Source organism: Micromonospora sp., assembly GCF_048594385.1.
Lineage (GTDB): Bacteria > Actinomycetota > Actinomycetes > Mycobacteriales > Micromonosporaceae > Micromonospora > Micromonospora wenchangensis.
The window spans coordinates 1-12,989 of sequence record NZ_JBMDWU010000018.1; the positions used below are offsets into that span (position 1 = coordinate 1).

Consider the following 12,989-nt stretch of genomic DNA (forward strand, 5'->3'; position numbering starts at 1 on the left):
GGGGGCTGGTTGTGGTTGCCGGCGGTGTTGGTGGCGGCGCCGGGGGTGCCGGTGGCGACGGCGTTGGGGACGAACAAGTTGGCGGCGATCGCGGGTACGTCGACGGCGGCGGTGACGTTCGCGCGGCGTACGCGGGTGGACTGGGGGGTGGCGGGTCCGGCGGGGGTGTTGGCGGTGGGTTGTGCGGGGGTGGGGGCGGTGTTGGCGGGTTCGGTGCCGGCGGGGGCGTACCGGCCGGTGGTGTTGGGGGTGTTGGTGGTGGTGGCGTTGTTCGTGGTGTTGCGGCCGCGGTTGGGGACGGTGGCGGTGCCGGCGCGGCGGACGCGGTGGCGGGTGGTGGCTGCGGTGGTGGTGGCGGGGGGTGGGTGTGGCCCTGTATGACGGGTTGATCGGGCCGGGTACGGGGACGTTTCTGGTGGTGGCGTTCACGGCGTTGGTGGGGGCGGATTTTCTGCACGGGTCGGCGATGGCGAAGGTGGTGAACGCGGGGACGAATCTGGGGGCGTTGGTGGTGTTCGCGGCGACCGGGCACGTGTGGTGGTGGTTGGGGTTGGCGATGGCGGTGTGCAACGTGGCGGGGGCGGCGGTGGGGGCGCGGATGGCGTTGCGTCGGGGTGCGGGGTTCGTGCGGGTGGTGTTGCTGGTGGTGGTGTTGGCGTTGGTGGCGAAGTTGGGGTACGACCAGTGGCTGGCCGGCTGAGCGCGTGGTGGCGCTCGGCCGGCCAGCCGGGGTCGGTGCGGGGTGTCGGTGGGTCAGGCGTGCCGGACGACGGTGTCGTAGTCGAGGCGGGGCAGCCGGGGGTGCCAGGCGTCGGGGCCGGGGTGGCCGATGTTGACCAGGAGCAGGGACTTCCAGGCGGTGTCGGTGAAGAACTCGTTGTCGACGCCGGCGGCGTCGAATCCGCCCATGGGTCCGGCGGCGAGGCCGGCGGCGCGGACGGCGAGCAGGAAGTAGCCGACCTGGAGGCCGGCGTTGAAGCGGGCCATGCCGTCGCGGGTGGCGGGGTCGGCGGCGAAGTGCTCGCGCATGCCGGGGCGGATGGGGAAGACGGTGTCGAGGTGCTCGTGGAAGTCGGTGTCGGCGGCGAGGACGGCGACGACGGGGGCGGTGGCGGTCTTGGCGCGGTTGCCTTCGGCGACGTGGGTGAGGAGGCGGTCGCGGCCGTCGCCGGGGCGGACGAACAGGACGCGCAGGGGTTGGACGTTCATGGCGGTGGGTGGGTACTTGACGAGGTCGAAGATGGCGCGGAGTTGTTCGTCGCTGACGGGGGTGTCGGTGAAGGTGTTGGCGGTGCGGGCTTCGGTGAACAGTTGGGCCTGGGCCTGCGGGTCGAGGGTGATGAGGTGGCCGGGCAGTACGTCGGTCATGGTGTCCTCCGGTCGGATCGACGATTGCTGCGACCACAGTAGCAGCTAGTTTTTTCGAAGTGGCTAGGGTGAGTTGCGGACCACGTATGCTGGGACGATGACGACGTGCTCCCCGACCGACGGCGGGCCCCGCGCCTGCCCCGGGGGGCTGTCCCGGGCGTTCGCGTTCCTCGGCAAGCGGTGGAACGGCATGATCCTCGGCACCCTCGCCCAGGGGCCGGCGGGCTTCGCCGAGCTGACGCGGGCGCTGCCCGGCATCAGCGAGTCGGTGCTGTCGGACCGGCTCGGTGAGCTGGCCCGGGTGGACCTGGTCAGCCGCACGGTGCGCGAGGGTCCCCCGCTGGGCGTCAGCTACCAGCTGACCGGGCGGGGCGCGGCCCTGCTGCCGGCGCTGGACGAGCTGGCCCGGTGGGCCGACGAGAACCTTCCCACGGGTCGTTGCTGACCGGTGCCGGTCCGCGCCGAACACGACCGTGCCGTGCTGGCCGCGCTGCTGCGCCGCGATCCGGTGCTGCACGCCTACCAGCTGGGTGACCTGGACGACTTCTTCTGGCCGTACACGTCGTGGTTCCGGCGCGGTGACCAGGTGGTGCTGCTCTACCACGGGGCGGCCGAGCCGGTGCTGCTGGCGTTCGCCGCGCAGCGCGACGGCGCGGCCATGGCGGCGCTGCTCGACGAGGTGGCCCCGGTGCTGCCGGCCCGCCTGTACGCGCACCTGTCCCCCGGCCTGGAGCGGGTCCTCGCGGGCCGGTACGTCCTCACCCCGGCCGGGGCACACCTGCGGATGGCGTTGACCGACCCGGGGCGGCTCGCCGGCACCACCGCCGCGGGTGAGGTGCTCGACGCCGCGGACCTGCCGGCGTTGCGGGACCTGTACGCGGTGGCGTACCCGGGGAACTGGTTCGACGCGCGGATGCTCGACACCGGCCACTACGTGGGGATACGTCAGGGCGACGCCCTGCTGGCGGTGGCCGGGGTGCACGTGTGGTCGCCGACGTACCGGGTGGCCGCGGTGGGGAACGTGACCACCCGTCCGCAGGCGCGCAGGCGGGGTCTGGGCGCCGCGGTGGTGGCCGCGTTGTGCGCCCGGCTGGCCGGAAGCGTCGACCACGTGACGTTGAACGTGCACGCCGACAACACGGGCGCGGTGCGCCTCTACGAACGGTTGGGGTTCACCCGGGTCGCCGGGTTCGGTGAGTACACGTTGACCGTCGGGGCGGGGTCAGCCGCGTCGGCGGGGTGAGTCGAACCGGCCGGCGCGGATCTCCCGCAGGGCCTTGCGGCGGACGTCACCGCGCAGGGTGTCGACGTAGAGCCGGCCGGCGAGGTGATCGGTCTCGTGTTGCAGGGCGCGGGCGAGGAAGCCGCTGCCGGAGATGGTCAGCGGGTCACCGTGCCGGTCGACGCCGTGCACGGTGGCGTGCAGGGCACGGCGGGTCGGGAAGTACAGGCCGGGGATGGACAGGCAGCCCTCGTCGTCGTCCTGGACGTCGTCGGACAGCTCGATGGTGGGGTTGATCAGGTGTCCCCGGTGGCCGTCGGCGTCGTAGACGAACACCTGGGCGTCGACGCCGATCTGGGGGGCGGCGACACCGGCCCGGCCGGGTTCACCGGTGAGGGTGTCCATCAGGTCGTCGACGAGCTGCTGCAGGGCGGCGTCGAAGCGGGTCACCGGGGTGCAGGCGGTGCGCAGGACGGGATCACCGATGATCCGGATCGGGCGTACGGTCATGTCGGGAAGGCTATCGGGGGGTCACCGGTGGCGGTGACCCGGCGCACCGGTCGGCGATCAGGGCGGCGATGCCGTCCAGGACGCGGGCCAGGCCGAACTCGAAGGCGCGGGTCGGGTCGGTGGCGGCCTGGTACTCCTGCCCGGCGGCGGCGCCGACCCGGGCGGCGGTGGGGAACCGCGCCGGGTCCATGACCTTCTCCAGGTAGGGGGCGTGGGCGTGCCACCACTGTTGATCGGTGAGGCCGGTGCGGCCGGTGGCCTGCGCGGCCTCCACCGCGCCGCGCACCGCGCCGTGGACGTAGGAGTCGACGAGGGTGACCACCGCGTCCATCTCCAGGTCGGTCAGGCCGGTGCCCTCGACGGCGCGTAGTTCGTAGTCGTAGCGGGCGGTGACCTGGGGGCCCAGCGGGGGGCGGGTGGTGGCGACCTGCAGCAGCCACGGGTGGCGCAGGTACAGCGCCCACTTGTCGCGGGCGATGCGGTCCAGGCGGCCGCGCCAGCCGCCGGGGACGTCGGTGGGGCGGGGGGTTTCGCCGTGCACGGTGTCGAGCATGACGTCGAGCAGTTCCCCCTTGCCGGGCACGTGCGTGTAGAGGGACATGGTGCCCACGCCGAGACGTTCGGCGACCCGGCGCATGGACAACGCGGCGAGACCCTCGGCGTCGGCGACGTCGATGGCGGCCCGGACGATCTGGTCGACGCCGAGGTCGCCGCTGCGGCTGACCCGTTCGCGGGTGCGCCACAGCAGGGCGAGGCTGCGGGCGGGGTCACCGGTGCCGCTGTACTCGACGTGCATGCCCGTCACCCTAACGGCCCGGGTGTGCTCAGCCGGCGGCGAGCAGGGCCCGTAGCGGGGCGGCCTTGGCGGCGGCCTCGGCGACCTCGGCGGCGGGGTCGCTGTCCCAGGTGATGCCGCCGCCGGCCCACAGGTGCAGCCGGTCGTGGTCGGCGGCGGCGGTGCGGATGGTCAGGCCCAGGTCGAGGTGGCCGGGGCCGATCCAGCCGAACGCGCCCATGCCGGCGCCCCGGCCGACGGGTTCCACGGCGGCGATCAGCGTCAGCGCGGCGTGTTTCGGCGCGCCGGTGACCGAGCCGCCGGGGCAGGTGGCGCGCAGCAGGTCGGTCAGGCCGGTTCCGTCGGCGAGGGCCGCCGACACGGTCGACTCGGCCTGCCACAGGTCACACCAGCGGCGGACGGTGAACAGGTCGTCGACGGTCACCGAGCCGGTGCGGGCGATCCGGGCGAGGTCGTTGCGTTCCAGGTCGACGATCATGATGTGTTCGGCGCGTTCCTTGGCGGAGGCGAGCAGGTCGCTGCGGCCGGCGGGGGTGGCGGGGCGGGTGCCCTTGATGGGGCGGGTGACGACCCGGCCGGCGTGCACGGCGACGAGGGTTTCCGGTGAGGCGCAGCCGATGCTCCAGCCGTCGCCGTGCAGGGTGCCGCCGTAGCGGGCGCCGGGCAGTCCGGCGAGGCGGGCCAGGGCGGGGCGGGGGTCACCGGTGTAGGTGGCGGCGGCGTGGCCGACCACGTTGACCTGGTAGACGTCGCCGCGGCCGATGGCGGCGCGGACGGCACGCACGGCGTCGGCGTGCTGGGTGCCGGTCCAGCTGTCCCGCCAGGGTCCGAGCCGTAGCCGCTCGGGCGCCGGTGCGGTGGGGGGCGGGCGGCGGGGGCCGTGGTCGTAGACGACGACGGCGACGTCGGGCAGGGCGGGCACGGGGCTCGCGGGGCCGGTGGGTGCGTCGGCCATCCGGGCGCCGGCGGCGGCGGAGACGAACAGGGCGGCGCCGCAGGGGCCGTCGGTGCGGTGGGTCGCCGGGCGGGTCAGGTCGTCGACGGGCAGGCCGTGGGCGGTGAGGAAAGCGGTGATCTGCGCGGCCGGGTCACCACCGTCGGTGATCCGCCATTCGTAGCGGTCCCGTTCGACGAGCACGCTGCGGCACGGTGCCGGCACTGCGGGTACGTCGACCGGGGCCGTTGGGAGCGTTTCCACGCCGGGTGGCTGATTCTTCCTCATCCGTTCAGCGGATTTCCGGGCAACATGGCGGAAGCCTGCTCGATCCGGTGCGCCGTCCCTTGGTACTGTGCGTCACTGGTCATGTGAACCATGACACAGTGCCCCCACAGTCCGGAGAACCCGATGTGCCAGCACCAGATCCCCTGTCCCTCCGCCGAAGCGACCGACCGGGACGCCGCCCGAGTCATCGCCTGCTTCCCTGAGCAGGGCTGGAGCCTGCTCTGCAACGGTGTCATCGTCTTCGAGGACACCGGTGAACTCCTCCCTGACGGCAGCACCATCGCCCCGCACCGCGGGCCGGCCCGGCACGCCCTCGTCGCCTGACCTGATCACGATGCGTCGGCGACGCCGACCCGTCGCACCAGGCTAGCCCCCACGCGGGGGGGCCGCCCTCCCCCGGTCGCCGCACCGGGGCGGCACACGACCGCCGCCCCGGCACCGCGCCTCAGTCCTGGAACGCCTCCGGCGCGGGACACGAACACATCAGGTTCCGGTCGCCGTACGCGCCGTCGACACGCCGCACCGGCGGCCAGTACTTCCCCACCCGGTCCACCCCGGCCGGGTACGCGCCCACCGACCGCGGATACGGGTGCGGCCACTCGTCCCCGGACACCATCGCCGCGGTGTGCGGGGCGTTGCTCAGCGGATTGTCCCCCGCCGGCCACCCGCCCGAGGCCACCTCGTCGATCTCCGCCCGGATGGCGATCATCGCGGCGCAGAACCGGTCCAGCTCGGCCAGGTCCTCACTCTCGGTCGGCTCCACCATCAGCGTCCCCGCCACCGGGAACGACATCGTCGGCGCGTGGAACCCGTAGTCGATCAGCCGCTTGGCCACGTCGTCGACGCTCACCCCCGTCGCCTTCGACAACGGCCGCAGATCCAGGATGCACTCGTGCGCCACCAGGCCCTTGTTGCCCGCGTACAGCACCGGGAAGTGGTCGCGCAGCCGCACCGCCACGTAGTTCGCGGCCAGCACCGCCACCCCCGTCGCCCGGGCCAGGCCCGCCGCGCCCATCATCCGCAGGTACGCCCACGGGATCGGCAGGATGCCCGCCGACCCGTACCGGGCCGCCGAGATCGCCGGCGCACCCTGCACCCGGGCACCCGACGGGTCACCGGGCAGGTATGCCGCCAGGTGCTCCCGCACCGCCACCGGACCCACCCCCGGCCCGCCCCCACCGTGTGGAATGCAGAACGTCTTGTGCAGGTTCAGGTGCGACACGTCCGCACCGAACCGGCCCGGCTTGGCGAACCCGACCAGCGCGTTGAGGTTCGCCCCGTCCACGTACACCTGGCCGCCGGCGTCGTGGACCTTCGCGCACAGCGACGCGATGCCCGTCTCGTACACCCCGTGCGTCGACGGGTACGTCACCATGATCGCCGCGAGGGCGTCCCGGTGCTTGTCGATCTTCGCGTCGAGGTCGACCAGGTCGACGTTGCCGTCGGCGTCACACCCGACCACCACCACCCGCATCCCGGCCATCACCGCCGACGCGGCGTTCGTGCCGTGCGCCGACGACGGGATCAGACACACGTCCCGGTGACCGTCACCCCGGTCCCGGTGGTACGCGCGGATCGCCAGCAACCCGGCCAATTCCCCCTGCGACCCGGCGTTGGGCTGCACACTGACCGCGTCGTAGCCGGTCACCTCCGCCAGCCACCCCTCCAACTGCCCGATCAGCTCCCGGTAACCGGCGGTCTGCTCCGGCGGCGCGAACGGGTGCAGGTGGGCGAACTCCGGCCACGTCACCGGCTCCATCTCGGTGGTCGCGTTCAGCTTCATCGTGCACGACCCCAACGGGATCATGCCCCGGTCCAGGGCGTAGTCGAAGTCCGCCAGCCGACGCAGGTACCGCAGCATCGCCGTCTCCGAATGGTGGCTGCGGAACACCGGATGGGTGAGGAAATCGGTGTCCCGCGCCAACCCGGCCGGCAACGCCTCCGCCACGTCACCGACGACCGGGTCCACCCCGAACGCCTCCCACACCACCGCCAGGTGCTCCCCGGTGGTCGTCTCGTCACACGACACCCCCACCCGGTCGGCGTCGACCAGCCGCAGGTTCACCCCCCGCTCCCGCGCCGCCGCCACCACCTGCCCCGCGCGACCCGGCACCACCGCCGTCACCGTGTCGAAGAACACCCCGTCGACGACCTCGACGCCACCGGCGCGCAGCCCCGCCGCCAACCGCAGCGCCATCGACCGGGTACGGTCGGCGATCCGCCGCAGCCCGTCCGGCCCGTGGTACACGGCGTACATGCCGGCCATCACCGCCAGCAGCACCTGCGCGGTGCAGATGTTGCTGGTCGCCTTCTCCCGCCGGATGTGCTGCTCCCGCGTCTGCAACGCCAACCGGTACGCCGGCTCACCGGCCGCGTCCCGGGACACCCCGACCAGCCGACCCGGCAGCATCCGCTCCAACCCGGCCCGCACCGCCAGATAACCGGCGTGCGGCCCCCCGAAGCCCATCGGCACCCCGAACCGTTGCGTGGTGCCCGCCGCGATGTCCACCCCGATGCGCCCCGGCGCCCGCAGCAGCGTCAACGCCAACAGGTCCGCCGCCACCGTCACCAACGCGCCCACCGCATGCGCCGCCGCAACCAGCGGCGCATGGTCCCGCACCGCACCGGACGCCCCCGGATACTGCAGGTGCAGCCCGAAGAACTCCGCCGGCAACTCCTCGACGGCCAGGTCCACCACCCGCACCTCGATACCCAACGGCTCGGCCCGCCCACACAGCACCGCAACGGTCTGCGGCAACGCGTCCGCGTCGACCACGTACACGGCGCTGCGGCTCTTCGACGCCCGCCGCGCCAACGTCATCGCCTCCGCCGCCGCGGTCGCCTCGTCGAGCATCGACGCGTTCGCCGTCGCCAGGCCGGTCAGGTCCGTCACCATCGTCTGGAAGTTCAGCAGCGCCTCCAACCGGCCCTGACTGATCTCCGGCTGGTACGGCGTGTACGCCGTGTACCAGGCCGGGTTCTCCAGCACGTTGCGGCGGATCACCGCCGGGGTGTGGGTGCCGTGGTAGCCCAGACCGATCATCGACACCGCCACCGTGTTACGGGACGCCAACGCCCGCAGCTGCGCGATCGCCTCCCGCTCGGTGGCCGGCGCCGGCAGATCCAACGCCCCGTGCCAGCGGATCACCTCGGGAATCGCCGCGTCCATCAGCTCGTCGATCGACCCGTACCCGACGGCCTCCAACATGCGGCGCTCGTCGTCCGGACCCGGACCGATGTGCCGGTCGGCGAACTGCTCTACGGTCATGCGTGACGCTCCTGACTCAGGCGGCGAGGTCGACGGATCGGCCTCCCCCTGAGTCACGCCGCAGGGCGCTCCACAGTGCCTGCCCGTCGCGGTCCTTCTGCCTGAGAGGTTCCGGGGAGAATCTGCCCCTTCGGCGCCGCCCGGATACTGCTGGGCGATCTCTCCCGCGCGGGTGGTGTCGGCATGGTCAACGCTACCAGCGCCCCCGTTACCGGCGGATGTCGTACCCCCGCCCGCGCGGAGGTCAGCCGGCCGGCACCAGACCCGGCCCGGGGGGCACGACCGCCGCCACCCGGTCGGCGAGCGCCGGCAGGAACCACCCCAGCGGGGCGTCCACCCGCAGCGCCGCATACCCGTCACCGCGGGTGGGACCCTGGTTGGCGATCACCACCGGAATGCCCGACTTCGCCGCCCGCAGCACGAACCGCCGCCCCGACAACACCGTCAACGACGACCCCAGCACCAGCACCGACCGCGCCGCGTCGACCATCGCGAAACACCGCGCCACCCGCGCCGCGGGCACCGACTCCCCGAAGAACACCACGTCCGGTTTCAGCATCCCCGCGCCACAACAGCCGCAGTCGACCATCCGGAACCCGGCCACCCGGGCGTCATCGAGATCAACGTCACCGTCGGGGTTCACCACCGCCACCGTCGCGTCGAACCCCGGATTCGCCGCCACCAGCCGCCGGTGCAGCTCCGCCCGGGACGACCGGTCACCGCAGCGCAGGCACACCACCGTGTCCAGGCGGCCGTGCAACTCCACCACCTGCCCGCTGCCCGCCGCCGTGTGCAGACCGTCGACGTTCTGCGTGATCACCCCGTCGACCAGGCCGGCGGCCTGCAACCGGGCCACCGCCCGGTGCCCGTCGTTCGGCGTCGCCCCCACGATCGTGCGCCACCCCAGGTGGCTACGCGCCCAGTAGCGTCGCCGCGCCGCCGCATCCCCGACGAACGCCTGGTACGTCATCGGCGTGTGCCGGCGGGCCGCACCCGTCGGCCCCCGGTAGTCGGGGATACCAGACTCGGTGGACAGGCCCGCCCCACTCACCACCACGACCCCACCGGCCGCCACCAGGGCGGCCACCGCGTCGATCGTCTCCGTCACCCGTCCCATGCTGCCTCAGCGACCCCACCGGCGGCGACCCGCACGGGCGCGCGTGGTGGCCGGCGGGGGTCAGCCGCCCAGCACCGCCCGCAGCTGCGCGCTCGCCCCGCCGGCTGCCGCCGCGTCCGTCCGCAGCTGCTCCGACTGCGCCGCAAGATACGACTGCCACCGGTTCAGCTGCTGCTGCGCCGCCGCGACCGCCGCCAACGCCGCCGCGTGCCGCTCCTCCAACGCCTGCAACTTCCCCGCCAACTCCGGCGACGGCACGGCAGCCGGCGCAGCCGCCGAACCCGCCTCACCGGCCCGCCGGTGCGCATCGGCGAGGATCTCCTCCGCCTGCCGCCGCGCATCGGCGATGATCTCCGCGCCCTCCGCGCTGGCCTCACCGATCGTCCGGTTCGCCTCGTCCTGCGCCCGCATCGCCAACTCGACGGTCATCGGATCCGGCCCCTGCGGCGCGGTGCTCGGCAACGTCCCGTGCCGCAGCATCTCCACCTGACTCAGCAGCCCCTGGTTCTCCCGCCGCTGCCGCTCCAACTCCGCCGTCAACAACCCGATCCGGTCGTCGGCCGCCCGCACCACCGCCGCGACCTCGTCGGCGGACAACCAGTGGCTGCCCCGGAACCGCCGCTCCTCCAACACCGACAACTGGCGGGCGATCTCACCCTGCTCGGCCAAAACCCGGTCGGAGTGGTCGACGCTCATCGGGCACCTGTCCCACTGAAGTCGCGCGGGCCCACGGCACCGGCCTCGGCGAGCGGCGGATAGAGAGAATGATCATAGCTCTCGGTCAGGATCTGCTCCGGCGCCACACCCGCACGCACCAGCATCGCCACCGTCTCCCGGGTCATCTCCGGACTCCCACACACCAGGATCTCCGTGTCCGCCCACGGCCCCAACCGCACCGCCGTGTCACCCGCCCGACCGATCGCCCCCTGCCAACCCCACCCCGTCTCCACCGTCGGCACATACCGCAACCAGCCCGTGCCCGTGTGCTGCCACCCCGCCGCCGGGGGCATCGCCGCCAACCGCGACAACGCCGCCTCGTCGTACAGGTCATCCGGGGTACGACCCCCCACCACCAGCGTCGTACGCCGCCCCGCGCCCTGCTGCACCGCCTCCACCACCGCCCGCAACGGCGCCAACCCCGTCCCACCGGCGATCAGCAACAACGGCAGGTGCGGCGACCGGTCGTACGACGACAACGCCGACCCCGTCGGATGCCCCAACAACAACCGCTCCCCCGCCCGCAACCGGCGCACCAGATACGTGGAGAACCGGCCCGCCGCCCGCACGTGGAACTCGATCGTCCCGTCCGCCCGCGGCGCGTTCGCCGGCGACAGGTACCGCCACGTCCGCAACTGCGGCACCTGCACCGGCAACGACTGCCCCGGCCGGTAGTTGCACAGATAGTTCGGACGCACCGTGAACACCATGATGTCGGCGCGGCGACGCTCCGCCGTCACCACCTCCGCCTCCCAGTGCGGCGGCGACGACCGCTCCGCCTCCGCCGCCCCGTCGAGCATCATCTTCGCCACCAGCTCGTACGCCGCCGCCCACTGCGCCCGCAACGCCGGCGTGAAGTACGGGCCGAGGAAACGCTCCAACGTGGCCAGCAACGCCTGACCCACCCAGATGTAGTGCCGCTCACCCAACACCACCGGGTTACCCCGCTGGTCGTGGCCGTGGAACCGCCGGTGATCCGCACCCAACCGCTGCGCGAACGCCGTCAACGCCTCCGGATCGTCCAAACTGGTGATGATGTGCCCCAACGCGGCCAGGAGCTTGTCCTCCTGGTACTGCATGTTCGTCGGGAACATCGACCGCGCCTCGGGCGACACCACGAACAACGTGGCATAGAAATACTTCGCCGCCTCCGGCCCGGCGGCGGAGAACTGGCTCCAACTCTGGCGCAACGCCGCGTTGTCCATCGTCAGTCCTCCTGCGCGCGAGCCACGTCGTGACGCTCACGCAACGTCATCGCCACCACACCATCCGGGTCGTAAACGCGGTCAGTCTGCCAGAGATTCGGATTCGGAACCCGGGTGTCGTAGTAACGGTGATGCACCGCATGCAACGCCGCCCACCCCACACTCCCGTTCAACCACGACCAGTCACCGTGCACCGGCCGACCCGCCCGCTCCTCCTGCGCACAGAACTTCATGAACAACTCCGACTCGGTGTGCGGATCGGACACCCGCACCCCCGCCACCCGGAACGAGTGCAGCACCGCCTGGTTCAACACCAACGCCGCATGCTCCCGCCACAGGGTGTCCTCCCGCGACGTGTCCAACCCCAACCCCGCCGCCACCACCGGCAACTGGTCGTACCGCTCCCGGTCGCCCATGTTCCGGGTCCCGATCTCGTCACCCAGGTAGTGACCGTTGAACGGCGCGCAACTGTAGTCGACCCCGCCGATACGCAGACGCATGTTACTGATCACCGGTAGCGCATGCCAACGCAGCATCAGATCCGCGAACCACTGATGATCCGGGTGGGTCAACGCCACCTCCCGCACCAACTCCCGCGGCACCTCCCACACCGACGGCGACTCCTGCGCCGTCTCGATCACCCACGGCAACAGATCGAACCGACCCGGCACCGGCGGCGGACGCCACCCCAACCGGCGGGCCGCCCGCACCATCGGAACCTGCGCCGGATCACCCAACACCCCACCATCGGCGCGCACATGACCGCAGTACCGCACCAACTGGTCGTTCCAGATCCGCGCCCGCGGACCCACCCCCGGCCGGTCCGGCGCGAACACCGTGATCACCGACTGGATCCGACCCCCGTTGTCCCCTGCCGCCAGATGCGCCGCCAACTCCTGCGCGATCCCCGCCGCCGTCGTCACGTGCCGACGGTCCCGCACCCGCAACCCCGCCCACCGCACCCGACCCACACACCGCGCCGACTGCCGCCACGCCACCTTCGCCCCGTACTCCAGCTCCTCCCGGGTGTGCCGGTACGAGCCGGTCACCGCGACCTCCTCCCGCACCTCCGCCAGCCGCGCCGCCAACCCCGGCAGCTCCCGCTCGGCGTGCAACGCCTCCAGGAACTCCGTCGCCTCGGCCAGCACGTCCCCATCGGAGCCGACCGGCTCGGCAGGCGACGCGGCGGTGACCGGGCAACGCAACTCGGCGGCATGATCGGCGACAGCACCGCCGGCCCGCGCGGAACCCAGGCCGACATAGTGATCGATGTGCACTTCGGTTCGTTTCCCGTCCTCGGCGGGACCACGGATGCGACCCCCGCACCATGCTCCACGCATCAGCTCGACGCCACCACCAACCGTCACTCACCGTGACCCGATCGGTGTCTCTGGTGATCGCCCTGGACAGGATTCCTGGCCGGACCACACCTGTCAACAAGGGCACTCCACCCCGGAACGTCCCTTATGGACGACAACGACGACCCGCCCCACCCCCGGCACCACCACCGGCCACCCACCACACCGATCCGACACCCGGCACCACCCGGACACGACGACGCCGC

Annotated in this window: 12 protein-coding genes, 1 pseudogene and 1 riboswitch; of the genes and pseudogenes, 4 read left to right on the top strand and 9 right to left on the bottom strand. The window is 72.6% G+C overall.

The features are described from left to right. A pseudogene (locus ACOJTC_RS00880) lies at positions 1 to 700 on the top strand (TSUP family transporter); the annotation flags it as partial. Between the two features lie 53 nt (positions 701 to 753). Here the strand turns inward: ACOJTC_RS00880 and ACOJTC_RS00885 are convergent. Beyond that, positions 754 to 1,368, bottom strand: coding sequence for a malonic semialdehyde reductase (locus ACOJTC_RS00885; RefSeq protein WP_420115361.1), 615 nt, complete (start codon positions 1,366 to 1,368; stop codon positions 754 to 756). Between the two features lie 97 nt (positions 1,369 to 1,465). Here ACOJTC_RS00885 and ACOJTC_RS00890 point away from each other — a divergent pair, with 97 nt between their 5' ends. Beyond that, positions 1,466 to 1,813: a winged helix-turn-helix transcriptional regulator gene (locus ACOJTC_RS00890; RefSeq protein WP_204928318.1), complete on the top strand. Its 348-nt coding sequence runs from the start codon at positions 1,466 to 1,468 to the stop codon at positions 1,811 to 1,813. A 3-nt stretch (positions 1,814 to 1,816) separates the two neighbouring features. After that, a complete protein-coding gene (locus tag ACOJTC_RS00895) occupies positions 1,817 to 2,611 on the top strand; it encodes a GNAT family N-acetyltransferase (RefSeq protein WP_420115362.1) in 795 nt (264 codons plus the stop codon). Here the strand turns inward: ACOJTC_RS00895 and def are convergent. Genes def through ACOJTC_RS00910 form a run of 3 tightly spaced genes read right to left on the bottom strand, consistent with a single transcriptional unit; the run spans position 2,591 to position 5,118 of the window. Continuing rightward, positions 2,591 to 3,100: a peptide deformylase gene (gene def / locus ACOJTC_RS00900; protein WP_204928320.1), complete on the bottom strand. Its 510-nt coding sequence runs from the start codon at positions 3,098 to 3,100 to the stop codon at positions 2,591 to 2,593. The two genes, ACOJTC_RS00895 and def, sit on opposite strands and share 21 nt — an antisense overlap. Positions 3,101 to 3,110: 10 nt before the next feature. After that, complete coding sequence (locus ACOJTC_RS00905) at positions 3,111 to 3,896, bottom strand: TetR/AcrR family transcriptional regulator (protein WP_204928321.1); 786 nt, start codon at positions 3,894 to 3,896, stop codon at positions 3,111 to 3,113. Between the two features lie 28 nt (positions 3,897 to 3,924). Next, positions 3,925 to 5,118, bottom strand: a complete 1,194-nt coding sequence (locus ACOJTC_RS00910; protein ID WP_420115363.1) for a chorismate-binding protein — start codon at positions 5,116 to 5,118, stop codon at positions 3,925 to 3,927. A gap of 123 nt (positions 5,119 to 5,241) precedes the next feature. On the opposite strand from ACOJTC_RS00910, the gene ACOJTC_RS00915 reads away from it, so the two are divergent. Beyond that, on the top strand, positions 5,242 to 5,442 hold the full coding sequence (locus tag ACOJTC_RS00915; RefSeq protein WP_088647339.1) for a DUF5999 family protein: 201 nt from the start codon (positions 5,242 to 5,244) through the stop codon (positions 5,440 to 5,442). Between the two features lie 121 nt (positions 5,443 to 5,563). On the opposite strand, the gene gcvP is transcribed toward ACOJTC_RS00915, so the two are convergent. The 5 genes from gcvP to ACOJTC_RS00940 all read right to left on the bottom strand — a co-directional run bounded on the left by gcvP (position 5,564) and on the right by ACOJTC_RS00940 (position 12,630). After that, complete coding sequence (gcvP, locus tag ACOJTC_RS00920; RefSeq protein WP_420115364.1) at positions 5,564 to 8,386, bottom strand: aminomethyl-transferring glycine dehydrogenase; 2,823 nt, start codon at positions 8,384 to 8,386, stop codon at positions 5,564 to 5,566. A 79-nt stretch (positions 8,387 to 8,465) separates the two neighbouring features. Continuing rightward, positions 8,466 to 8,563, bottom strand: a riboswitch (glycine riboswitch). Between the two features lie 67 nt (positions 8,564 to 8,630). Beyond that, a complete protein-coding gene (locus tag ACOJTC_RS00925; protein ID WP_420115365.1) occupies positions 8,631 to 9,503 on the bottom strand; it encodes an NAD-dependent protein deacetylase in 873 nt (290 codons plus the stop codon). A gap of 60 nt (positions 9,504 to 9,563) precedes the next feature. Next, positions 9,564 to 10,199, bottom strand: coding sequence for a hypothetical protein (locus tag ACOJTC_RS00930; RefSeq protein ID WP_420115366.1), 636 nt, complete (start codon positions 10,197 to 10,199; stop codon positions 9,564 to 9,566). Further along, positions 10,196 to 11,425 (bottom strand): globin domain-containing protein, encoded by a 1,230-nt coding sequence (locus tag ACOJTC_RS00935; RefSeq protein WP_204928326.1) that lies wholly within the window; start codon positions 11,423 to 11,425, stop codon positions 10,196 to 10,198. The genes ACOJTC_RS00930 and ACOJTC_RS00935 overlap by 4 nt, the downstream gene beginning before the upstream one ends. Positions 11,426 to 11,427: 2 nt before the next feature. Then, the gene (locus tag ACOJTC_RS00940) at positions 11,428 to 12,630 is read right to left on the bottom strand and encodes a nitric oxide synthase oxygenase (RefSeq protein WP_420115367.1); all 1,203 of its coding nucleotides are present in this window, start codon (positions 12,628 to 12,630) and stop codon (positions 11,428 to 11,430) included. Positions 12,631 to 12,989: the final 359 nt, after the last annotated feature.

Bases quoted from the DNA above. Each gene is read 5' to 3' on its own strand.
- ACOJTC_RS00885 (WP_420115361.1), bottom strand. From the start codon at position 1,368: ATGACCGACGTACTGCCCGGCCACCTCATCACCCTCGACCCGCAGGCC.
- ACOJTC_RS00890 (WP_204928318.1), top strand. From the start codon at position 1,466: ATGACGACGTGCTCCCCGACCGACGGCGGGCCCCGCGCCTGCCCCGGG.
- def (WP_204928320.1), bottom strand. From the start codon at position 3,100: ATGACCGTACGCCCGATCCGGATCATCGGTGATCCCGTCCTGCGCACC.
- ACOJTC_RS00905 (WP_204928321.1), bottom strand. From the start codon at position 3,896: ATGCACGTCGAGTACAGCGGCACCGGTGACCCCGCCCGCAGCCTCGCC.
- ACOJTC_RS00910 (WP_420115363.1), bottom strand. From the start codon at position 5,118: ATGAGGAAGAATCAGCCACCCGGCGTGGAAACGCTCCCAACGGCCCCG.
- ACOJTC_RS00915 (WP_088647339.1), top strand. From the start codon at position 5,242: ATGTGCCAGCACCAGATCCCCTGTCCCTCCGCCGAAGCGACCGACCGG.
- gcvP (WP_420115364.1), bottom strand. From the start codon at position 8,386: ATGACCGTAGAGCAGTTCGCCGACCGGCACATCGGTCCGGGTCCGGAC.
- ACOJTC_RS00925 (WP_420115365.1), bottom strand. From the start codon at position 9,503: ATGGGACGGGTGACGGAGACGATCGACGCGGTGGCCGCCCTGGTGGCG.
- ACOJTC_RS00930 (WP_420115366.1), bottom strand. From the start codon at position 10,199: ATGAGCGTCGACCACTCCGACCGGGTTTTGGCCGAGCAGGGTGAGATC.
- ACOJTC_RS00935 (WP_204928326.1), bottom strand. From the start codon at position 11,425: ATGGACAACGCGGCGTTGCGCCAGAGTTGGAGCCAGTTCTCCGCCGCC.